Origin of the sequence: Methylocella sp. CPCC 101449 (assembly GCF_031921685.1) — a bacterium.
Taxonomy (GTDB): Bacteria; Pseudomonadota; Alphaproteobacteria; order Rhizobiales; family Beijerinckiaceae; genus Terripilifer.
Genome location: NZ_JAPDHU010000003.1, coordinates 187834 through 209188 on the forward strand (window position 1 = coordinate 187834; position 21355 = coordinate 209188).

At 58.8% G+C, this 21355-nt stretch carries 19 protein-coding genes; 2 read left to right on the forward strand and 17 right to left on the reverse strand.

All coding sequences use genetic code 11. The features are described 5' to 3' along the window. Positions 1 to 29 precede the first annotated feature (29 nt). Together OIM99_RS21070 and OIM99_RS21075 are read right to left on the reverse strand one after the other, a co-directional pair. Complete coding sequence (locus OIM99_RS21070; protein ID WP_311852449.1) at positions 30 to 380, reverse strand: DMT family transporter; 351 nt, start codon at positions 378 to 380, stop codon at positions 30 to 32. Then, on the reverse strand, positions 377 to 1201 hold the full coding sequence (locus tag OIM99_RS21075; RefSeq protein WP_311852450.1) for a methyltransferase domain-containing protein: 825 nt from the start codon (positions 1199 to 1201) through the stop codon (positions 377 to 379). The genes OIM99_RS21070 and OIM99_RS21075 overlap by 4 nt, the downstream gene beginning before the upstream one ends. An 18-nt stretch (positions 1202 to 1219) precedes the next feature. Here OIM99_RS21075 and OIM99_RS21080 point away from each other — a divergent pair, with 18 nt between their 5' ends. Next, positions 1220 to 2737 carry a hypothetical protein gene (locus OIM99_RS21080; protein WP_311852451.1) on the forward strand — a complete coding sequence of 506 codons (1518 nt, stop codon included), beginning with the start codon at positions 1220 to 1222 and terminating at the stop codon, positions 2735 to 2737. A 25-nt stretch (positions 2738 to 2762) separates the two neighbouring features. On the opposite strand, the gene OIM99_RS21085 is transcribed toward OIM99_RS21080, so the two are convergent. The 14 genes from OIM99_RS21085 to OIM99_RS21150 form a co-directional block, all read right to left on the reverse strand. Next, entirely contained in the window at positions 2763 to 3764 is a 1002-nt protein-coding gene (locus tag OIM99_RS21085) for a glycosyltransferase family 2 protein (RefSeq protein ID WP_311852452.1), read from the reverse strand. A gap of 44 nt (positions 3765 to 3808) precedes the next feature. Continuing rightward, positions 3809 to 5440 (reverse strand): hypothetical protein, encoded by a 1632-nt coding sequence (locus tag OIM99_RS21090; protein WP_311852453.1) that lies wholly within the window; start codon positions 5438 to 5440, stop codon positions 3809 to 3811. A gap of 108 nt (positions 5441 to 5548) precedes the next feature. Then, positions 5549 to 6571, reverse strand: a complete 1023-nt coding sequence (locus tag OIM99_RS21095) for an ABC transporter substrate-binding protein (RefSeq protein WP_409371558.1) — start codon at positions 6569 to 6571, stop codon at positions 5549 to 5551. A 59-nt stretch (positions 6572 to 6630) separates the two neighbouring features. Further along, complete coding sequence (locus tag OIM99_RS21100; RefSeq protein ID WP_409371543.1) at positions 6631 to 7608, reverse strand: Bug family tripartite tricarboxylate transporter substrate binding protein; 978 nt, start codon at positions 7606 to 7608, stop codon at positions 6631 to 6633. A gap of 34 nt (positions 7609 to 7642) precedes the next feature. After that, a complete protein-coding gene (locus OIM99_RS21105) occupies positions 7643 to 8431 on the reverse strand; it encodes an ABC transporter permease (RefSeq protein ID WP_311852455.1) in 789 nt (262 codons plus the stop codon). Beyond that, a complete protein-coding gene (locus OIM99_RS21110; RefSeq protein ID WP_311852456.1) occupies positions 8428 to 9282 on the reverse strand; it encodes an ABC transporter ATP-binding protein in 855 nt (284 codons plus the stop codon). Before OIM99_RS21110 ends, OIM99_RS21105 begins: the two co-directional genes overlap by 4 nt. Positions 9283 to 9356: 74 nt before the next feature. After that, positions 9357 to 10376: a ketol-acid reductoisomerase gene (gene ilvC, locus OIM99_RS21115; protein WP_090696195.1), complete on the reverse strand. Its 1020-nt coding sequence runs from the start codon at positions 10374 to 10376 to the stop codon at positions 9357 to 9359. Between the two features lie 169 nt (positions 10377 to 10545). Then, positions 10546 to 11151 (reverse strand): LysE family translocator, encoded by a 606-nt coding sequence (locus OIM99_RS21120; RefSeq protein WP_311852457.1) that lies wholly within the window; start codon positions 11149 to 11151, stop codon positions 10546 to 10548. A gap of 211 nt (positions 11152 to 11362) precedes the next feature. Next, positions 11363 to 11911 (reverse strand): acetolactate synthase small subunit, encoded by a 549-nt coding sequence (ilvN, locus tag OIM99_RS21125; protein ID WP_311852458.1) that lies wholly within the window; start codon positions 11909 to 11911, stop codon positions 11363 to 11365. Positions 11912 to 12021: 110 nt separating this feature from the next. Then, positions 12022 to 13782 carry an acetolactate synthase 3 large subunit gene (locus OIM99_RS21130; protein ID WP_311852459.1) on the reverse strand — a complete coding sequence of 587 codons (1761 nt, stop codon included), beginning with the start codon at positions 13780 to 13782 and terminating at the stop codon, positions 12022 to 12024. A gap of 257 nt (positions 13783 to 14039) precedes the next feature. Then, positions 14040 to 14705: a DUF7002 family protein gene (locus OIM99_RS21135; RefSeq protein ID WP_311852460.1), complete on the reverse strand. Its 666-nt coding sequence runs from the start codon at positions 14703 to 14705 to the stop codon at positions 14040 to 14042. After that, a complete protein-coding gene (locus OIM99_RS21140; RefSeq protein WP_311852461.1) occupies positions 14702 to 16330 on the reverse strand; it encodes an adenylosuccinate synthetase in 1629 nt (542 codons plus the stop codon). Before OIM99_RS21140 ends, OIM99_RS21135 begins: the two co-directional genes overlap by 4 nt. 2 nt (positions 16331 to 16332) lie before the next feature. Beyond that, a complete protein-coding gene (locus tag OIM99_RS21145; RefSeq protein ID WP_311852462.1) occupies positions 16333 to 17649 on the reverse strand; it encodes an ImmA/IrrE family metallo-endopeptidase in 1317 nt (438 codons plus the stop codon). A 76-nt stretch (positions 17650 to 17725) separates the two neighbouring features. Then, positions 17726 to 18790: an endonuclease/exonuclease/phosphatase family protein gene (locus OIM99_RS21150; protein ID WP_311852463.1), complete on the reverse strand. Its 1065-nt coding sequence runs from the start codon at positions 18788 to 18790 to the stop codon at positions 17726 to 17728. A 296-nt stretch (positions 18791 to 19086) separates the two neighbouring features. On the opposite strand from OIM99_RS21150, the gene OIM99_RS21155 reads away from it, so the two are divergent. Next, entirely contained in the window at positions 19087 to 19695 is a 609-nt protein-coding gene (locus OIM99_RS21155; RefSeq protein ID WP_311852464.1) for a DUF1287 domain-containing protein, read from the forward strand. 135 nt (positions 19696 to 19830) lie between these two features. Here the strand turns inward: OIM99_RS21155 and OIM99_RS21160 are convergent, their stop codons facing one another. Next, positions 19831 to 21351, reverse strand: a complete 1521-nt coding sequence (locus OIM99_RS21160) for an FAD-binding oxidoreductase (protein ID WP_311852465.1) — start codon at positions 21349 to 21351, stop codon at positions 19831 to 19833. Between the last annotated feature and the right edge of the window lie 4 nt (positions 21352 to 21355).

Sequence of the window (21355 nt, forward strand, 5' to 3'; positions counted from 1 at the left end):
CTGCGCGCGGATGAAGCAGTCAGCTTTTTCTAAGCGCTTCCCTGCGATCCAAGCCACACAATGCCGACACCGAGCACGACAACCGCCCAGCCAACCAGGGACGTCGGCGAAGGCCGCTCGCCAAGGATAAATATGCCCAGCGTGCCAACCAGAGCGAGCGTCAGCAGCGTGAAGGGATACACCACATGCAGAGGCGCCCGCGACAAAGCATAAAGCCAAAGCAACATGCCAATGGCATAGAACGCCAAGCCGGAAGCAATGCCCCAATTGACAAAGCCGGTAGCTGCCGTTTGCCCCTGCGCCCCGAGCTTCAGGCAGATCTGCCCCAACGCCGCGAGGCAGGCGCTGACAAGAATAGCGACTAGGGTAATGCCATTCATGACCCGGCCTTGCGTTGCAAGGCGCATACAGCGCTATAGCGCCAGCGAGACAAGGTTGTAACGACGCTCACAGGTAACGGCGCCAGCAAAGCCAGACGCAGCTTCCAGGCGAGATCGCCTCCGCCATCCAGTTGCGCGAGATCTTCCCGGCGAGAAGCCAGGGCCTTCTGAGACAGACGTGTCGCACCGGTCTCGGAGGCATAAACGACCGTATTATACCGATACCACGGATCGACTTCGCTATCGTGGACGAAGGCCGGACGAACGAAATCGTAAGCCGTATAACCGCGTTCTTTGAAAAGCCGCGCCCAAAAGGACGGAGGCCGCTCGTTGATATGCATCTCGCCGCCCTGCCCCGGACGCGCGGCTGAAAACATCACCAAGTCGCTCAGGGCGCAGAGGCGTTCGACGAAAGACTGAGCACAATCGGGCGGCAGATGTTCGGCGACCTCCAACGACTGCACTAGATCAAACCGGCGCTCCGCTTCGAAATGGCCGGTCAGATCGCTCGGGCTGAATGCCCCTTTAAAAAGCAGGCGGTCCCGGTCGACATAGGCCCCGTCAAACCCATGCAAATCGCTGACGCTGTTCTCAGCCCAAACCGATAGCCAAGCGCCTTGGCCGCAGCCGACATCCGCGACACTGCGAATGTCCGCGTTTGCCGCCACCACAGGTATCAGGCGCCGCGCTGAGCGCAGCGCGGTCATATTTACCCAATCATAAAAGCTGTTGTCGTAAATGTGGGACATAGGACCGGCGCCGTCAAAACAGTCGAGTCGGAAAGCCATAGCACCCAAAATTTTACGAAATATCACCGCCACCGCGCCAGGCCGCCGAGAATGCAATCCGACATTGCGACACCAACCCTGTTTGATCGCATCTTGAAGACGGCCTTTTGGGCGCTGGTTGCCTTTGGTGCCAGTTTGATCTGGCTGGCTCACCGCCCGCCGATGGTCGACCTGCCGCAGCACGCCGGGCAAATCACCTTATGGCTCGATCTATTGAAGGGGGCATCACCCTGGGAGAGCCTGATACGCGTCAACATGCTGACGCCCTACCTCATCGGCTACACCGCCGCTTTACCTTTCACAGCTCTCTTTGGTCCATTAATCGCCGTTAAGATTATTTTGACCATCTCCTATATCGGATGGATTTTCGCCTGTCGCGCCTTGCGCAAGGAAACAGGTTCGGATCCACGCCTGGAATTTCTTTTCCTCTACAGTTTCTTTGGTTTTGCCTGGCAGTGGGGCTTTATGACCTTCCTGGTCAGCGCACCCATCTCCATCCTCTTTCTGCTGTTCGCGTGGAGGTATGCAAAAGAACCCAACATGGCAAAGGGCGCCGGACTCATTGGCCTCGGCATCATTCTGCTCTTTTCTCATGCTCTCCTTTTCGTTTTCGCTGTTGGTATCGGCGGATTGATTGTTCTGATCGAGCAACGTCGCATTCTCAATTTAATTGCCGCAAGCGCGCCATATGTGATTTTGGCAGCCGTTCTGGTGGTATTTCGCTTCTTCGCGCACGACTTCAACGATGCAGTGAATCTCGATCAAGTCGCTTCGACGACTTCGTCCTTCGGCATTTCGCCGCAAGACCGTTGGGGCCCAGCTATTCTGTTCACGGCCACGTCAGCCCTATCCAATTTAAGCTACCTGCTCGCGATAGGCGCTTTGCTAATTTCAGTCCTGATGGGAGGACGCATCCAAAAAGGTGCTCCGCTCGTCATGTTCGCCGTCTTGATCGGCATATTGGGGTTCACGCCAGACCTGCTGTTCGGCACGGGCTTTGTGTCGAGCCGCTTCGCGCTCTTCCTTCCCATTTTTTGGGCGTTGATGTGGAAGCCCCCGCAAAAGCCAAGCAGCATAGCCGTGGCGAGTACCTGCCTCCTCATCCTCTTATGCGCAGGCATATTGGCGGTGAGAGCCAACTTTATTCTGGCCTTTGCCAAAGAAACCGCGAGCTTTGAGAAGATTCTCGCGGTGGCAGAACCGGGAGAGCGCGCCATCAATCTGACGTTCAATCGCAAGAGCGATGCGATGAACGACAACAATGCCTATTTGCATATGAGCCTATGGTATCAGGCAGAGAAAAATGGCTTTGTGGATTTCAATTTTGCGTATTTCTTTCCCCAGGTCATAAGATTCCGGAAAGATATCGGCCCTGTCGTATCCGACAGTCTCGGCTTTCATGCCGAGGCGTTCAATTGGGGAGATCCAAGCACGCAGGTCTATCGCTATGCCTTCATTCGCGGCTCGCGCGAAAATGCTGCTGGTGTCGCAAAAGCGCCTCCTTGTGGAACGGAGGTAATCGCTCAAGAAGCAGAATGGACTTTGCTAAAACGAAGGGATTGCAACTGACGACCGGGACAGCCGCTCAAAAGGATCAGTTGCCAACCGCTCGCGGCCCAGCGAATGATTCAAGTTGGGGACGTGCCCCGGCTTCATCGAAGCCGACACGCTCGCTTACGATGTAGAGTGGCCGCCGTTTCACTTCACTGTGGATACGCCCAATATAAAGGCCGATAATGCCGGTCATCAGCATATTGGCACCACAGAGGAAAGAAACAATGACAACCGTGGACGCCCATCCCTCGATCACATGACCGCCGATCAGCTTAAGGCTGATGGCATAAGAGCCATAGAGCAACGCCAGGAACGAAACGCCAATACCTCCCCAAATTGCCAATCGCAGAGGCACATCCGAGAAACTGACCAATCCAGTCAGCGCCAAGCGCAGCATTTTCCGCAAAGGATATTTCGTGATGCCGGCCGCTCGTCCGGGCCGATCGAACTCCACCGCGGCTTGTTTAAAGCCAAGCCAGGCAAACATGCCGCGCACGAAGCGATCGCGTTCAGGCATTCGAAGGAAGGCGTCGAGCGCATCTCGCCCGACGAGACGAAAATCACCGACATCTTCTGGAATAGGCACCGAGGACAATTTGTTCAGCGAACGATAGAAGAGACGGGAGCTGCGCAGCTTGAAGGGCGTTTCGCCCTCTCGCGCACGACGCTTCGCATAGACGATTGAATAGCCTTCGCGCCATTTCGCGATCATTTCCAGGATGAGCTCGGGCGGATCCTGCAGATCGCCGTCCATCACGATCGCCGCCTGGCCACGCGCCGCTTCCATGCCGGCCGACATGGCGCACTGCTGACCAAAATTGCGCGAAAGGCCTATGTACTTGAAGCGGCTATCCTGCCGCGCCTTGGCACGCAGAAATATTCCGGTTGTGTCCGTGCTGCCGTCATCGACGAAAATGACTTCGGCCGACCCATCGAGTTGGGTCATCAGCTTTTCCAGCCGCAACGCAAGCACCGACAGGACCGCCTCCTCATTGAAGAGCGGAATGACGATACTGTAGACAGGAGAAACGGCGGTCTGCATGCCTCTACCCCACATGACGGCGGCTTAAAATAAGCGCGGCACCATTAAGGATTTATTGAAGTTCGTAGGTCAGGGCGACGCCGAAGGATATTGACCGTGAATCTGTCCTGCGCGACGGGAAACGCGCTTGCCAGCTCGTACCGATCGAGCTCGTCCGCCATTCCTGGAAAGGCTCGCACACGATCATACAGCCCGCGCTCCTCTGTCAGTCGAAGCAAAATGTCCGGACGGTTGCGTTGCAGGTCGGCGAGGAGACGAGCCAGGTCGGCATTTTCGATTGCTTCGATAGCCGGCAAAGTTGCTTGATCAAACATCGGATGATGCCGCAGAAATTGGCCATTCGCCAAAATCCAAAGTGAGGGCTGCGTCATCCCCCACCGCCCGTTCACCAGGCGAACGACCGGATGACCGAGCCAGCTTTCACCTGACAAAATTGCCATCGTCGGCTTCGACTGGAGCCGCATGACGGCGGCGCTCAACTTATGGCTATCGAAATCGACAAAGAACAACGGCACGAAATAGATCAGAGCAGCTATGCTGGCCATGCCAGGATTCAAAAGGCGGCATAGCAATCGATGTTTGGCCAATAGAGGGCTGACTTCGCTCTGACGCCCGGCCGATGGCGAAAGCGAACGATCGAAAACAGCCAGCACTCCGGCGAGAGCCACCAAGGCAACCACGGGATAAACGTGATACAGCCACATCTTGCCCTGCACGACGAATGCCACGCAGAAGCCCGTTGCGGCCGCAAGGAGTATTAAAGTCGGATGGCGCAGGAAGGAACGGCCGCAATAGAGCCAGGACGTCAAGAAAGCTGCCAGCAATATCGGGGTGGTAATCGATGTGAAGGCCCGCCATCGGTCAGCCACGGGAAGATAAAGCAAGACGTTCGTCTTCATCGTAACCGTCCAATACTCCGGATAGAGCATGAACGTCATCGCGCTGTAGATCGCGGTGAGAAGACCCGCGATAACATTTTCAGGGCTGAACAGCGTGTGCCATCGCGGTCGCGCGAGGAGCGCGATCAAAACCGGTAGTTCCAACGCCAGCACAAAGTGCGGTTTGATGATGGCGACAACGGCCCCACATACACCGGCTGCGATCAAAAACGGCCAACTCAAAACTCTTTCATTCGCCCGTGCCCATGTTGCAGCAAGAAACGGCAGGCAGAGCATCACTGCGATATGCTCACGCTGCGAGAACACCTCACCAGGCATGACCGCAAAGAGCGCGAGAAGAATTGGAATGAGAAGGAAGACGTCGTAGCGGCGCAAGCCATCGGCGCGCGACAGGATCATACCCGTCAAGCCAACACTGAAAAAGAAGACCGCGAATATGTAAACTGTGACCGCCGCTTCAGGCGAAACGCGGAGCACGTGAGCCAAAGCCACAATCGGCAAGTAAAGCCACACCGACGCCGGAGGATTGGTCTCCGCAACATCGACATAGAGCTTTTTGCCGGCAAGAATTTGTTCGGAGACGGTGATGAGCCAGCTCGTATCCGCGTTCAACACGGTGATGTAACGCAGAAACACCGCAAATCCCGCCAATAGCGCGATCAACGCGCAGCCGATCCAAATATCGGCCCTTTCAAAGGTGCGCGGCCCCATGTCAAACGTATCGAGGCGCTGCGGCTCGGCACGCCGATTTGTATTGAGGGCGACATGATCGGACACAGCGCTATCCCGCTTGGCGAGCGCGACCAGCCGGATCGCAGCCCCCTCAGGTTAGCCCGACGCCATTAATGCAGATTTAACCTGAACGGTGGAACACGGCCGCAGGGCCTACTTCACCGCTCCCGCCGCCTTCTTGGCGAAGCGATCATCGAAGGTCTGGCCAAGATCAACCTTGGCGTCCTTCATTTCCGGATCGAACTTCACCAGCATATCGAGGGTCGATTGCATGCCTTCGCGCGGAATGAGACCCGTCTGCGAATAGGACGGCAGCGAGTTTTTCACCGCCAGCATGTAAAGCTCCTTGTCGCCGAGCAGATATTGCTCGGGCACCGTGGCGGCGACATCGGCCGGGCTCGCGGTCTTCAGCCAGACCAGGGCCTTGTAGAGCGCATTGACCACGGCCTGGGTGGTGCGCGGCGATTTCTCGGCGAAATCCGCTTTCAGATAGACCACCGCCGCCGGATTGGAGCCGCCGAACAGCGCCCGCGTGCCCTCCTCCGTACGCGTGTCATAGACGATGCGCACATCGCCCGAACGCTCAAGGAAAGACAGGACAGGCTCGAGATGGGAGATCGCCTGGATCTCGCCCTTCTGAATCGCCGCCAGTGCCGATTGCGCCGAGCCGATGCCGATATAGGCGGCGTCCGACGGCGCCAGGCCCGACTTCGCCATGATGAAATTCATCAGCATATTGGTGGATGAACCTGGCGCGGTGACGCCGATCTTCATGCCTTTGAAATCGGCCGGGCCGTCCCATTTGACGCCCTTCTTCACCGCGACAGCAATGCCGGGGAAGCGGCCGAGTTCAAGCACGGCACGAATGTCCTGCCCCTTGGCCTGCATGCGGATCGTATGTTCATAGGCGCCGGTGACAACATCGACCGAACCGCCGACCAAGGCTTGCAGCGAACGCGAGCCACCGGCGAAATCCTGGATCTCGACGTTCAGTCCTTCATCCTTGAAGAAGCCCTTCTGCTCGGCAATCGTCAGCGGCAGGTAATAGAGCAGCGCCTTGCCGCCGACGCCGAGCTTGATGTTCGGCTTTTCCGGTCCGGTTTGCGCCTGTGCCGCGAAAGCCAAAACAGCGACGGAGGCCGCCACCAACAACCGCCCGAACATCTTCGACGTCATCATCTCTTCCTCCCGCTGTCGTATGCGGCATCGCCCGTGTGGCGATGCCGCTCTTCATCTTAATCCAAGGAAACGCCGGCCGCCTTGACGATCGGCGCCCATTTGGCCAGTTCCGCCTTGATGTGGGCGTCGAGCTGTTCCGGCGTTCCGCCGGCGGCCATGGCGCTGAGATCGGCCAGCTTCTGCTTCACCTGCGGGTCGCTGGTCGCCTTGTTCGACGCATCGTTGAGAACGGCGATCACGTTCTTGGGCGTATTGGCCGGCGCCAGGAAGGCATTCCAGGTATAGGTCTCATAGCCCGGCACGCCGGCCTCGATCATGGTCGGGATATCGGGCGCGGCCGGGCTGCGTTCCTTGGTCGTCACCGCCAGAGCGCGGGCACCGCCACCGCGAATTTGCTCGATCGCCGATGGCAGGTTGTCGAACATGATCGGCACCTGGCCGCTGATCAGATCGGCGAGGGCCGGACCGCCGCCACGATAAGGCACGTGGACGAAGTCGGTCTGTGTCAGCGATTTGAACAGTTCGCCAGACAAATGCAGCGGCGTGGCGACACCCGACGAGGCATAGCTATACTTGCCAGGGTTCGCCTTGAGCAGCGCGATCAGTTCCTTCACGTCTTTCGCCGGAAACTTCGGCGTCACGATCAGGACATTCGGCACATAGGCGAGCAGCGCGACCGAGGAAAAATCCTTCACCGGATCGAACGGCAGTTTCTTGAATGCCGCCGGATTGATTGCATGGGTCGCGACGGTAGCGAGCAGCAGCGTATAGCCGTCCGGCGCCGACTTCGCGACGGCGCTCGCCCCCGTGGCGCCCCCCGCGCCGGCGCGGTTTTCCACCACCACCGACTGGCCCAGGACTTCGGTCATTTTTTGGGCAATGACGCGCGCGACGATATCGGTGGAACCACCCGCGGCAAACGGCACGACGATGGTTATGGGGCGTGTCGGAAAATTCTGCGCCCATGACGGAACGCTGACCACCGACGCCAGACCCATAGCGAGAACACCAGTCAACAGACTGCGACGCTTCATACTTCCCTCCTTGCTGCGCCCGCGACCGCTTCCCTCACGCGCCGTGGGCCGTGGCTTCCGGCCGCCAGGCCAGCAGCCGAACCTCTATCAGTGTAACGAGCCAGTCAATCAGTACAACGACGACCGAGAGCACCACCATGCCGGCAACGACGCCGGTCATGTCAAAAGTGCTTTCCGCCTCGTGGATCAGATAGCCAAGCCCGGCGGCGGAACCGAGATATTCGCCGACCACCGCACCCACCAGCGCGAAACCCACAGACGTGTGCAGAGACGAGAACATCCACGATAAAGCCGATGGCCAATAGACATGGCGGAACAATTGCCGCTCGTTCATGCCGAGCATGCGGGCGTTCGACAGGATCACCGGGCTCACTTCCTTCACGCCCTGATAGACGTTGAAGAAAACGATGAAGAAGACGAGCGTCACGCCCAGCGCCACCTTCGACCAGATGTCGAGGCCGAACCACAGCATGAAGATCGGTGCCAGCACGACGCGCGGCAACGCATTCGCCATTTTCACGAAGGGATCGAGCACGGCGGCGACACGCGGCTGGCGCGCCAGCCAGAAGCCGATGACGATGCCGGCGATCGACCCGATGCCGAAGGCGAGCAGCGTTTCCAGAAGCGTGATCCACAGATGCCGCCAGATCATGCCGGTGGCGAAGAAGCGCCACACCCGCACCGCCACATCCACTGGCGTCGAGAAGAAGAAGCGCGCCTGCTTCACGTCGGAGATCAGAGGATAGGTGGTCAGCACGTGCCAGACGGCGATGATCGCGATGGCCAGACCAATCTGCCAGGCGAGAAGCGTCGTGCGTTTCATGCCGCACCTGTGGTTTTGGCCAAACCCATCGCCGCGAATTCATCGCCATAGGCGCGCATGACTTCCGCTTTCAGATCTCGCCAGATGGCGCTCTGCAAGGCGTGGAAACGCGGATCGAGGCGAATATCGACGATCTCGCGCGGGCGCGGCAGATCGATGCGATGATCGGCGATGATGCGCGAGGCCGGCCCCGCCGACATCACCACCACCCGGTCAGCGAGCGCGATCGCTTCGTCGAGATCGTGGGTGACGAACAGCACCGCCTTGCGATCGGCCTGCCACAGCGACAGCAGAAGATCGCCCATCAGGGTGCGGGTCTGCGCATCGAGCGGGCCGAACGGCTCGTCCATCAAGAGAATGGCGGGATCGCGGATCAGCATCTGCGCCAGCGCCACGCGCTTCTTCTGGCCGCCGGAGAGCTGATGCGGATAGCGCTCGGAAAAGCCTTTCAGCCCCACCCGCGCCAGCCAGGCCAGCGCCCGCTCGCGCGCCTCGGCACGGCCGACACCCGCCACTTCCAGCGCCACGGCGACATTGGCAAGCGCCGTCTTCCACGGCATCAGCGCATCGGCTTGAAACAGATAGCCCGCCGCGCGGGTGATGCCCTCGACCTTGCGCCCGCTCACCTGAGCGGATCCAGCGCTCGGCACCAAGAGGCCGGCGGCGACATTGAGAAGGGTGGATTTGCCACAGCCCGTGGGGCCGACGATGGCAACGAATTCGCCAGGCTGAACGGTGAGATCGACATCGGCCACGGCGCGATAAAGGCTGGCGCCCGATCCGAAGGAAATGGCGACACCGGACAGGGATACCGCGGCGGCAGTTTTGTCTGCGCTCACTTGGCCTCCCATCCCAATCGCACCACTTGCTCCCTACCTGCCGCCGAACCCAGTTAACAGGCCCGGCGGCGGCAGAGAAGCGTACTTTAGTTGCGTTCCTGATCGACCAGCTTGTTCTTGGTGATCCAGGGCATCATGGCGCGCAGCTTGGCGCCGACTTCTTCGATCTGATGCGCATTGTTGCGGGCGCGGGTCGCCTTGAACGAGGTCTGGTTGACCTTGTTTTCCAGCATCCAGTCGCGGGTGAACTTGCCCGACTGAATGTCGGTGAGCACGCGCTTCATCTCGGCCTTGGTTTCGGCGGTGATGATGCGCGGGCCGGTGACATATTCACCGTATTCCGCAGTGTTCGAGATCGAGTAGTTCATGTTGGCGATGCCGCCCTCGTAAATGAGGTCGACGATCAGCTTCACTTCGTGCAGGCACTCGAAATAGGCCATTTCCGGCGCGTAGCCGGCTTCGACCAGGGTTTCGAAACCAGCGCGGATCAGCTCGACGAGGCCACCGCAGAGCACGGCCTGTTCGCCGAACAGATCGGTCTCGCACTCTTCCTTGAAATTGGTCTCGATAATGCCGGCGCGGCCGCCGCCGATGGCAGAAGCGTAGCTGAGGCCGAGGTCATGGGCATTGCCCGAGGCATCCTGATGAATGGCGATCAGGCACGGCACGCCGCCGCCCTTCAGATATTCGCCGCGCACCGTGTGGCCGGGGCCTTTCGGGGCGACCATCAGCACGTCGATGTCCTTGCGCGGCTCGATCAGGTTGAAGTGCACGTTCAGGCCGTGGGCGAAGAGCAGCGCGGCGCCGTTCTTCATGTTGGCGGCCAGTTCGTCGCGGTAGATGTCGGCCTGGAGTTCGTCCGGCGTCAGCATCATCACCACATCGGCCCACTTGGCGGCCGAGGCGACGTCCATGACCTTGAGGCCTTCGCCCTCGGCCTTCTTGGCCGTCGGCGAACCCTTGCGCAGGGCGACGACCACGTCCTTGACGCCGCTGTCGCGCATGTTGAGCACATGAGCATGGCCTTGCGAGCCGTAGCCGACGACGGCCACTTTCTTGCCCTTGATCAGGTTGATGTCCGCATCACGATCGTAATAAACGCGCATTGTCAGCGTCTTCCTCGGGTTGGTGCGCGGCGGGGCCGCGCGGGATTTCTAAAGCGGGAGTACAGATTTCCGTGCCGTCCGGCCCCGTTCGGGCGCCGTTCTATGCGGCCCCGGAGCCTGCGTCAAAGGTGGTGGGGGCGACAGGCGCCCGCCGGCTGGGGTTTTGAGTTTAGGATCGCACCTCCAGCAGCATCGGATAGAGCGAAGCGAGCAGCAACACCGCCATCACCACATTGAAAACGCGGGCCTTGCGCGGATCGGTCAAAAGCTGACGCAGACCGGTGCCGAACGAGGTCCAGACCAGAACCGAGACCAGGGTGGCCACGGTGGCGATGACCAAAAGCGCCCCCAGGGTGACGATGAATTCCCCCGGCCGGGTGAAGGCGGCGACGCCGCTGATCGCCACCAGGACGCCTTTGACATTGACCCATTGGAAGGCGGCGGCCTGGAAGAAGGTGAGCGGCGACGAGCGCCCCTGCCCCTCCGAACCGCCCCGCGACGTGGCGATCTTCCAGGCAAGCCAGATCATATAGAGCGCGCCGATGATGCGCAGCGCCTGGAAGGCCAGCGGATGCTCGACCACCGTCTGGCCGAGCCCCATGCCGATCACCAAGAGCAGGAAGGCATAGCCCAGCACGACGCCGACCATATGCGGCACCGTGCGGGCGAAACCGAAGTTCACGCCCGAGGCGAGCAGCATCACGTTATTGGGTCCGGGCGTCAGCGCCCCCGCGAAGCAGAAGGCTGCCGCCGCGAGGGCGAGTTCGAAGGTCATATCAACCCGCCCATGAACCTGCCCATGTACCTTTTGTCGAACTCTTCACCGTCATTGCGAGGAGCAAAGCGACGAAGCAATCCAGGAGCGCGTGGTAGAGCATCAAGAAATGCCGGCCACACAGGCCGGTTTCCTTCTATGCTTCCACACCTTTGCCCCTGGATTGCTTCGCTGCGCTCGCAATGACGGGAAGAAACGCGATCGTCCATCATCAGCCCGCCTCGGCGCCCCGCTCGATGGCGGCGACGCCCGTGCGCGCGATTTCGACCAGGCCGAGCGGCCGCATGATCTCCACGAAATCGTCGATCTTGGTCGAATTGCCGGTCAGTTCGAAAATGAAGCTCTCGATCGTCGCGTCGACCACTTTCGCCTTGAAGGCTTCGGCGAGACGCAGCGCCTCGACCCGGTTGTCTCCCTTGCCGCGCACCTTGATCATGGCGAGTTCGCGCTCGATCGAGCGGCCGCGAAGCGTCAAGTCCGTCACCTTATGGATCGGCACGATGCGTTCGAGCTGATGGCCGATCTGCTCGATCGCCTCGGGCGTGCCGACGGTGACGATCGTGATGCGCGACCAATGTTCGAGATGCGCCACCTCTGCAACCGTCAGGCTTTCGATATTGTAGCCGCGGCCGGAGAAGAGCCCCACGACCCGCGCGAGAACCCCTGGTTCATTGTCGACAAGCACCGACAAGGTCCGCCGCACGGTGTTGGACTTGCCGGTGGACGACGAATAGGGGGACAGGGAAGCCGGGACGTTCATGACTTTTTTCCGTTCAAAGCTCGGGCCGTTGCGCCCATTGTGATCGCTGAAATGCCGCTTGCATGGGGTTGTTCCTCGGTTTTGCCGTGGAGCCCCCCTGCACCCGGGTTTTAGACCAGCATCTTGCCCTTCTCGTCGATGACCGAGCCGATATCGTCGGAGAAGTCCGGCATGATCATCTCGTTATGGGCCTTGCCCGACGGGATCATCGGCAGGCAGTTCTCTTCCTTGTCGACCAGACAGTCGAAGATCACCGGACCGGGATGGTCGATCATCTCGCGGATGGCATCGTCGAGCTTGGCCGGGTCGTCGCAGCGCATGCCCTTGGCGCCATAGGCCTCCGCCAGTTTGACGAAATCCGGCAGCGCCGCCGAATAGCTCTCCGAATAGCGCCCGCCATGCAGCAGCTCCTGCCACTGGCGCACCATGCCCATATATTCGTTGTTGAGGATGAAGATCTTCACCGGCAGACGATACTGCGCCGCCGTCGACATTTCCTGCATGTTCATCAGGATCGAGGCTTCGCCCGCGATGTCGATGACCAGAGCCTTCGGATGCGCCATCTGCACGCCGAGCGCCGCCGGCAGGCCATAGCCCATGGTGCCCAGACCGCCAGACGTCATCCAGCGGTTCGGCTCCTCGAAGTGGAAGTGCTGCGCCGCCCACATCTGATGCTGGCCGACCTCGGTGGTGATATAGGTGTCGCGATCCTTGGTCAGCTCATAGAGACGCTGGACGGCGAGCTGCGGCTTGATCGTCGTCTTCGACGTGCGGAAAGCCAAGGACTTGCGCGCCCGCCAGATGTCGATCTGCTTCCACCATTCAGCCAGCGCCGCCGCATCGCTCTTCAGCTTGCGCGCCTTCCACAGGCCGATGGCCTGTTCCAGCACATGGGCGCAATCGCCGATGATGCCGATATCGACCTTGACGTTCTTGTTGATCGACGAAGCATCGATATCGATATGCACCTTCTTGGCGCCCGGCGCGAAGGCATCGAGCCGGCCGGTGATGCGGTCGTCGAAGCGCGCGCCGACGCAGATCATCAGGTCGCAATCGTGCATCGTGTTGTTGGCTTCGAACGTGCCGTGCATGCCGAGCATGCCGAGCCAGTTCTTGCCCGAGGCCGGATAGGCGCCGAGTCCCATCAAAGTGGAGGTGATGGGGAAATTGGTCAGCTCGACGAATTCGCGCAGCAGGTCCGACGCCTTCGGCCCGGCATTGATGACGCCGCCGCCGGTGTAAAACACCGGCCGCTTGGCCTTGGCCATCATCTCGACCATGGCCTCGATCTTGGCCTCGTCGCCCTTCAGACGCGGACGATAGGTCTTGTGCTCGATGTTCTGCAGGAATTCATAGGCGCCGGTGGCGAACTGCACGTCCTTCGGCAGATCGACGACGACCGGCCCCGGCCGGCCCGAGCGGGCAACATGGAAGGCCTCGTGCAGGATGCGCGGCAGGTCCTCGATCGAGCGCACCAGATAGTTATGCTTGGTGCAATGGCGGGTGATGCCGACCGTATCGGCCTCCTGGAAGGCGTCCGAACCGATCAGATGGGTCGGCACCTGGCCGGTGAGGCAGACCAGGGGAATGGAATCCATCAAGGCGTCGGTGAGGCCGGTGACCGCATTGGTGGCGCCGGGGCCGGAGGTGACGAGCAGCACGCCGACCTTGCCGGTGGAGCGCGCATAGCCCTCGGCCGCATGGGCCGCGCCCTGCTCATGGCGCACCAGCACGTGCTTGACGAAGTTCTGGTGGAACATGGCGTCGTAGATCGGAAGGACAGCGCCGCCAGGGTATCCAAACACCGTATCGACCCCCTGATCCTTCAGGGCTTCGATCACCATCTCCGCGCCGGTCATCTGCTTGCTCATGATACGCTCCAACGGCTTAATTCTGTTCGTTCTTTGCGGTTTTCTTCGTGGTTTTTAGGAATTTAGGCAACAAAAAAGGCCCTCTGAGGGGGCCTTCGGGATCAGCGCCTATGGAGGGAGTGCCGGGGGTTACCCCCGTCCCTGCTGCGGCGCTGACGATACTACAATAAGCTTACGGGCCACGTGGGGCACTCCGGTTGTGGGGCGTGTTTGTAGAGGAAGGAAGGAGGGAGGTCAAGGAGGGGGAGAGGCTTTGCCTAAAGAGCCCTCAAACGTTCTTCGCCTCGAATAACAAATCCATCTAGGAGAAACCGCTCGACGTCGGGCACCACGTTATCGACGCAAAGCTCAACAACTCGCTCTCCCCTAGGCCTCCGGCGCCGCCATAACGCATAGTCATAATCCGGAATTCTCTTGAAGGCTTCAAAATCACGGGGATGCGGAAAGGGCTTTGTACATCCGCTATTAATTGCGCACAGCCATATCTTTTCAAAGAATGCGTCGATGAACTTGCGAGTGTCTAATACTAGTACCTCGTGTTCGGAGGTGCGATACGCTTTAGCATTCGTCAAGCGTAGAAGTCTTTCCTTTGACATCCAAAAGAAGACCATCTTATTCAATCGCAAATACCAATCTGCAGGGGTGATATCGGCCGGCAGTGCGCGGCGCAGACCAGCATCGCTCATCGGGATTTGATCGCGAATTCGCGCCAGTCCCGCATCCTCATCCGATATCTCAACAATAGCAGGTCGATGCATTTTTGAGATTTGAATTTTGGACTGACCATCGATTTTAAACAGATCTAGGAGCGCGCAAGTACTCATCAAGCCGTGACGTTTGATTCCGTCCCAGGCACCACGTTCTGCCATATGGTATATTTGCGGGCAGTCTGAAATGAGTTCGGCTAGTTCAGCAGACGTCACCAGTTCCTCCTGTCAATGACATTACGCCAATTAAAGGCTGTTGATATCATTGACACAGGCCTCCCAGAAACTCGTTCAATTTCTTCGATGAAGCGCCTAGTTTCTTCCGTCAATTGCTCGACACGATAAGCTTTTCTATTTTTGATCGAAATATAGTCCGCGAAAGTCAGCGCAATATCTGTCGGGCCATTTAATTGCACGGCCCTTTTCAGCATAACCCAGTCGAATTCAGCTAATCGTCGTTGCCGGTTGGTCGTTGTTGTCTTTTCCGTTTGCAATAACTCTTGTTCATCAATCCCCGAACGCCTAGCAAGTTTTGCGTAATCAATTTCCATCTTCATCGGCCCAGAAGGACCTCCGACCCGTATCGGATAAGTTCTGCAAACCATTATCACCTTTCGTACGTTTGTCGGCGCAATACCGGCATCCGCTAAACATCCCGCTACTGTAGTATCTCTCGAAGTAACAAACGGGTAGATTCCATGATGAATTGAAAGCAGCGTTCCCTGGGTGCCTTCGAGCATTATTCGCTTGCCTTTTACGAAATGATCTTCGAGCAATTGCTGCCCTTCGCGTATAAAAGGCCTCAATTGAGGAATATCTTTCGCTAGGCGAATTTGGCTACCGTTTGTCTGATAGACCCCTCGTTCTGTAATTTTGCGCGCACTCGCAAATCCAACCCCTTGTGCCGTTGAACTTATACTTCCCAAGGCTAACGCTTCAGATTCACGATCCGCCTCCTCTATAATCATTGCCTGAGGATCTATACTTAAGCGGGCCACATCGACTTGATGCGCCGCGATCTCCTCCAGAAGTTTAGGCACATAAATAACTGCGCCCGCGCCAAGAAGAAGTTGAGCATTAGGCGCCCGCCCTGTACCAGAAGGAAGGTGAAAATATTTTTCAGCTTGCGGAAGTGCGAAAACTTGATGACCTGCGTTGGGACCGCCGACCCTAACGAGCAAGTCATATTCCGATGCTATATGTCCAACGATGTTGCCTTTGCCTTCGGAACCGTATTGACCTCCGATCAAGACATCCACGAGCTCGGTGTTGCTTCGAGGATACAAGTTTAGAAGAGCAGTTGCCCGAACAAGAACCGCCTCTTCGGAACATCGATCGGTAGCAACCACTATGTCTGCTATTGTCGCAAGGCCTTCGACATTTTGTTCCGTTTTGTTTCTTTTGACTTGCTCGTAAGTCATTACCTCGCCGGAGGAGCGCGAACGCTCTTCATACCTGCGTTGCAACTCCTCAATCTCAGCCGTTACGTGTATATGGTGTACGTCTGTGCCAAAAGCGGATCGTATCTGATCGACCTGCTCAACGATGCGAACTGAATCGACAACAAACAAGCCCGCAGGAAAGTTGGCATCAGAAAATTTATCAATAAAACGAGAGAGTGCAGCCGCTACCCATTTCCCTCCGTCTTCTCGGTCGAGGGCATCGCCGGCACGCTGTAGAGACTGTCGATTTTTTTGAACTCTTGGACGCGCTTCAAGTATTATATCTCTCGTCTTGATCAATTTGGCGCCATAACGCTCCTGCAACAACTTCCCCAGCGCCGACTTTCCAGAGCAAACTGCGCCCGATAGCAGAACGATCTGAAGCGCCGAATTCTTCATCGTCAAAAAAGCTCTAGCTGCTGGCGCTTTGGAGGCATTTCATAGACGGTAATATTAACCCCACGCCGCACTAATGTATCTTGAAGGAGGCTCTCTATAGTCCCCCAATCACCACGGGCGCTCCCCATTCCGATACGGGGCATATGTACTGAAGCACCTCTTGCTGAAGCAGCCTCGCTGAGCCTTAGCAACGCGCTCTCTAACGCATTATATCGAATACGCGGGGTAACGGACGATCCAAAGCCAGCCTGCGCCACTAAACTCGCAATAGCGGTAGTATCATCAATATCGACCAGATGCATTTGGCCTAGCGCTTCCTTCCGTGATGCGATCATCCATTCTGAGAAAGACGATTCCGCAAACGGATATTTGCGCGCCGTTTGACTTGCCAAACCTCCGCCCCACTTGGACGCCCGGTCGTTGACCAATTGGCAAATAATCTTAGGGCCATCGCCTCTAGCCAATAGAGCGTTACCCTGGACGAACTTAATAGGCGAATGCCCTTCTACAGAACGCTCATAATGAATCAATCCTATCACTCTAGGAAGCGAGGCCCCAGGATAGGCGGGGATACCTACATACTCGACATCCAGGGGCCGATCACTGACCCAAGCTTCAGTTCCGAAGTCGGTAAAACCGATAGCGGTGCATCGATAGGCCGAGCTCTCTTTTGGAATTATTCTACCAACGATGTTTGGCGTCGGCGCCATCGCAGAAGGAATATAGTAGTCAATCCTGTACGACCAGGCCCCCTCCGATTCGAATGGCGAAGCACAGAAAACGCCTACTGATGTGCTAACTGACTTCGCCAACCGAATCATAAACGCTTCAGCAGATACGTCGAAGTCAACTCGCCGCTTCATCAGGGCAGCAAGGCTAACGGTCTCTTCTATGGTTGGAAAGCTGCCAATTGGCATCACAAACTCGGCAGCGGCCATATTGCAAAGCATCTCAAGTTGCCATTCGTCCCTCTTGTTTCCGCTTCCTCCTCGATGGCGAATTTCGTCCAGCGCATCGGAAAAAAGCAAATGTGCAACTTCATGAGCGATAGAAAAGCGAACTCGCTCTCTCACACGGTTTGGATTAAATTCAATTACGGCTTTGCCAGCTACCGCGATTGTCCGCGCATCTGAAATATCGGAATTCGGCACGACTGTAGCACCGAGCATCTCAGCAATCTTGATGGGATTGTACGGAGGCCCCACCCAGCCATCCTCAAACGCTGCCAGTGTAAGCTGCTGCGCCCGCGCTTGAATTTTTACTACCGGATCATCCGTTCCAGAAAACGCGACTACCGATGGATTGGTCCACTTGACCATAGCTGATTCTACCAAAGTTATGACTTACACTTTAACAATACTCACTCGGCTCGACGAGTCTCTAAATGCGCTCTGATCACCCCACCTCCGGCTTCGCCCCTGACGCCGGCTTAAACTCGGCCAGCGGCTTCTCGCCCACCTTCAGGCTTTCCAGATAAGCCTCGGTGAAATCCATCTTGATCTCGGTCCACAGCGGCAGGTGGTCGGACATCTGCCATGTGCGCCATGTCTTGTAGGCCGCCGCATCGGTCTTGGCCGGTTTGCCGGTCTTGGTTGTCTTCGGCATCGCCGCTTTATAGGCTGAAAAATCCGCCTCACGGAACACATAGTCCTGCCAGGGGAAATTGCCGGCCTTGCGGATTTCGACGAGCTTGTTTTGCGTGCGCAGCGCGATCTGGTCGTAATAATGCGCGCCCGACAAAGCGGTGGGCTTGCGCAATTGTGCCGGCACTTCGAAGCCGCCGCCCAAAAGCGCGTTCATCGTCGGATCGGTCGGATTGAGGATGTTGAAATCGCCGAGCAGGATATAGGTCTCGCCGTCCTTCTTCTGCCGTGCCGTGAAGAAATTGGCGATGTCCGATATCTCGCGCTTGCGCTTGGTCGTATCCGCAGCCGAGCCATAATAGATATGCACGGTGCAGAGATTGAACTTGAACCAGCCGGCCTGGAAGGCGACGAGGAACGGCGTGCGGTTGAACTGCGGCGGCTCCACGCCTTTCTTCGGCGGCAGCACGATCTCGCCCGCCACATGGCGAAACCTGATCTTGCGCGTGTCGAAGACGAAGGCGAGCCGCTCCATATTGCCGCTCTGATCGGTGACGATATAGTCCCAATGCGGCCCGAGCAGGCGCATCACCTGCTGAAACTCCGCCATGTCCTCGTTCACCTCCTGCACGGCGACGAGATCGAAGGCGGAGATCACTTCGGCGATATAAAGCAGGGTTTCCGGCAGGCGCGGCGACGGATTGAGCCGATGCCCGCCAAAATCGCGGATGTTCCACGTGGCGAGGTGAAAGCTGTCCTGCTTGTTGTTGGGCGAGACGTTTTGCGCGAGCCCGGCGCGCAAGGCCAGCAAGCGATCAATCGCGCGATCGCGCGCCCCCGTATCCTGCCAGAACCGCAGCCCGGAATATTGAACCATCGCAGCCCCCACTGTGACGAGAAGACAGACTAGAGCGTTTCGCGTTGTGACGGAAGCGCCCCGTCATTGCGAGCGCAGCGAAGCAATCCAGAAGCCAAGGAGTAAAACCATGACGCTCGACACCTGCCCTGGATTGCTTCGTCGCTACGCTCCTCGCAATGACGGTGGGCTTCCATCATCAAGACAGAATTTAGCTGGCCGTTGAAGAACGTTCTGTGTCATTCCCTGCGGCCCCGCCCCACCCTCGCCACGATCGCCATCGATCCTGCGCGCTCCTTCCTCTCCGGGGCCCTGCGATGCTTTCACGACGACATTTTCTGACCGCCGCCGGCGGCCTGGCCGCGCTCGACCTGGTGCCGGCCACGGCCGCCCCCGCCGAACCATGGGCGAAGAAACTGTTGCAGGCGGCGCAGGCGCAGATCGGCGTCACCACGCGCTATGCGCCCGCCTATGCGCGCATCGGCTTTCCCAATGGCGACGTGGCGCGCGAAGGGGGTGTGTGCACCGATGTGATCGTCCGCGCCTATCGCGATGCCTTCGCGCGCGATCTCCAGCAATTGGTCCATCGCGACATGGCGGCGAATTTCGCGCTCTATCCCAAGACCTGGGGGCTCAGCCGGCCCGACCCCAATATCGATCACCGCCGCGTCGGCAATCTGCAAACCTTCCTGCGCCGCCACGGCCGCGCCCTGCCGGTGACACGCGTCGCCGCCGATTACGCGCCGGGCGATATCTACACCTGCATGCTGCCCGGCAACCTGCCGCATATCGGCTTCGTCGCCGACAAAACTGGCAGCGATGGCGCGACGCCTTTGATCATCCACAACATCGGCCAGGGCGCACGCCTGGAAAACCGCCTGTTCGACTTCCCCCTCACCGGCCACTACCGCTATCCGGTGGCGTGAGGTTGCAATGACGGAAAGAAGCGCTCACCGTCATTGCGAGCGAAGCGAAGCAATCCAGGAGTCAAGATGTAGGATCGCCGACATCCCACACGCCCCTGGATTGCCGCGTCGCTGCGCTCCTCGCAATGACGGTTACTAACCAATCCCATACCGCCCCGGCGCGATCACACCGTTGGGATCGAGCGCCTGTTTGATGCCGTTGCAGGCGCCCTGAAAGCTCGCCGCCGTCTGTTGCATGTGGAAGGCGTGATAATCGATCGGCGCACGGCCGACGAAGACGCCGCGGCTGGCCACCGCTTCCGACATTTTCTTGTAGCAGGCATCGGCGCGCTGGCGCTCGTCCTCATCCTCGCGATTGAAGACGATGACATGCAGGCCGCGCGCGAAACGGGCACTGCACACATTCATCACCATGTAATCGAGGCCGTGATCCTCATAGATCTTGCGGCACAGCGCCTGGAATTCATGGGCCACCTTGCCGTCCATCGGCGTGCCCGGCAGGAACCAGGTGTTGCCGCCGCCCGGCCGCCATTTCAACAGGCCCAGTTCGCCATGGCTCGGCACGCCGGAGAAAGCGTTGATCGCCACCTGCAATGGCCCGATCGCCTGCGCTTCTTCATGCGCAATGTATTTCGCCTTGCCGGAGCGCTCGAAGACATCGCGCACGCGCCGGATCATCGGTTCCACCGCTTCGGCGCTGGCGCCATAGAACGCGCCGGAGACGGTCCAGGCGCCGAGGCCATGGCGTTCACGGAGAGCGCGGCGCCCCTCGTCGCTCATCGCCTTGCGCGGGTTCGTCCGATATTCGGCGCTCTCGCCTTCCGAGCCGCAGAGATAAAGATCGTTGGCGAGGCGAAACAGGGTCGGCACAAAATTCGACATTTTCAGCGGCCGGCACAGTTCGACAATTTCTTCCAGATCGCCGTCGTCGGGAAAGGCGAAGTGGAAACTGCGCACCGCCGGCGGGCGCGGCATCAGCCACATGCCCATGCGGGTGACGATGCCATAGTTCGACTGCGCGAACAGGCCGTCGATGACAGGCCCATAGGAATATTTCGACGTGTGCCAGTTGGTCGGCGTGTCGCTCGCCAGCGCGCCGTCGCCCGTGCGCAAAATGTCGCCATTGCCGAGCACCACCTCCATGCCGCAGGCCGTGCCGAAATGATCGAAGTAAGGCCCGTAGCCGGCGCCCTTGTCGAGCGCATTGCCGATGACGCCGCCTTGCGGCGGCCCCGACGTGACATCGACCATGTAGCGATTGCCGAGCCGCACCAGCTCGTCATGCATCATCTGATAGCTGACGCCGGGCTCCACCACCGCATAGCCCAAACGCTCGTTGACTTCGAGAATGCGGTTCATCCGCGCGCCGAGATCGACCACCACTTGCCCCGCCAACGTCGCCGAGCGGCTGCCGAGGCCAATGTTGTTGCCGGTGCTGATCGGATAGAGCGGAATTTTATGCGCGTTGGCCGCCTTGACGATGGCCTGCACATGCCGAGTGAAGGAGGGATAGACCACGGCGGCCGGCGGCCGGTCGCCGCCCGGCATGGTGTTCTCGCCATAGCGCGCGATGGTCTCGGCGCTGACATTGACCGCATCAGGGCCGACATCGCGGACGACGTCTTTCAGAAAGGCTTCGAGTGCTGCGGCGTTCATGCGC

Excerpts from the sequence above, each read along its gene's own strand:
- OIM99_RS21110 (WP_311852456.1), bottom strand. The coding sequence starts at position 9,282 with ATGGGAGGCCAAGTGAGCGCAGACAAAACTGCCGCCGCGGTATCCCTG.
- OIM99_RS21085 (WP_311852452.1), bottom strand. The coding sequence starts at position 3,764 with ATGCAGACCGCCGTTTCTCCTGTCTACAGTATCGTCATTCCGCTCTTC.
- OIM99_RS21145 (WP_311852462.1), bottom strand. The coding sequence starts at position 17,649 with ATGGTCAAGTGGACCAATCCATCGGTAGTCGCGTTTTCTGGAACGGAT.
- OIM99_RS21070 (WP_311852449.1), bottom strand. The coding sequence starts at position 380 with ATGAATGGCATTACCCTAGTCGCTATTCTTGTCAGCGCCTGCCTCGCG.
- OIM99_RS21120 (WP_311852457.1), bottom strand. The coding sequence starts at position 11,151 with ATGACCTTCGAACTCGCCCTCGCGGCGGCAGCCTTCTGCTTCGCGGGG.
- OIM99_RS21105 (WP_311852455.1), bottom strand. The coding sequence starts at position 8,431 with ATGAAACGCACGACGCTTCTCGCCTGGCAGATTGGTCTGGCCATCGCG.
- ilvC (WP_090696195.1), bottom strand. The coding sequence starts at position 10,376 with ATGCGCGTTTATTACGATCGTGATGCGGACATCAACCTGATCAAGGGC.
- OIM99_RS21160 (WP_311852465.1), bottom strand. The coding sequence starts at position 21,351 with ATGAACGCCGCAGCACTCGAAGCCTTTCTGAAAGACGTCGTCCGCGAT.
- OIM99_RS21080 (WP_311852451.1), top strand. The coding sequence starts at position 1,220 with ATGCAATCCGACATTGCGACACCAACCCTGTTTGATCGCATCTTGAAG.
- ilvN (WP_311852458.1), bottom strand. The coding sequence starts at position 11,911 with ATGAACGTCCCGGCTTCCCTGTCCCCCTATTCGTCGTCCACCGGCAAG.
- OIM99_RS21140 (WP_311852461.1), bottom strand. The coding sequence starts at position 16,330 with ATGAAGAATTCGGCGCTTCAGATCGTTCTGCTATCGGGCGCAGTTTGC.
- OIM99_RS21155 (WP_311852464.1), top strand. The coding sequence starts at position 19,087 with ATGCTTTCACGACGACATTTTCTGACCGCCGCCGGCGGCCTGGCCGCG.
- OIM99_RS21100 (WP_409371543.1), bottom strand. The coding sequence starts at position 7,608 with ATGAAGCGTCGCAGTCTGTTGACTGGTGTTCTCGCTATGGGTCTGGCG.
- OIM99_RS21150 (WP_311852463.1), bottom strand. The coding sequence starts at position 18,790 with ATGGTTCAATATTCCGGGCTGCGGTTCTGGCAGGATACGGGGGCGCGC.
- OIM99_RS21095 (WP_409371558.1), bottom strand. The coding sequence starts at position 6,571 with ATGACGTCGAAGATGTTCGGGCGGTTGTTGGTGGCGGCCTCCGTCGCT.
- OIM99_RS21130 (WP_311852459.1), bottom strand. The coding sequence starts at position 13,782 with ATGAGCAAGCAGATGACCGGCGCGGAGATGGTGATCGAAGCCCTGAAG.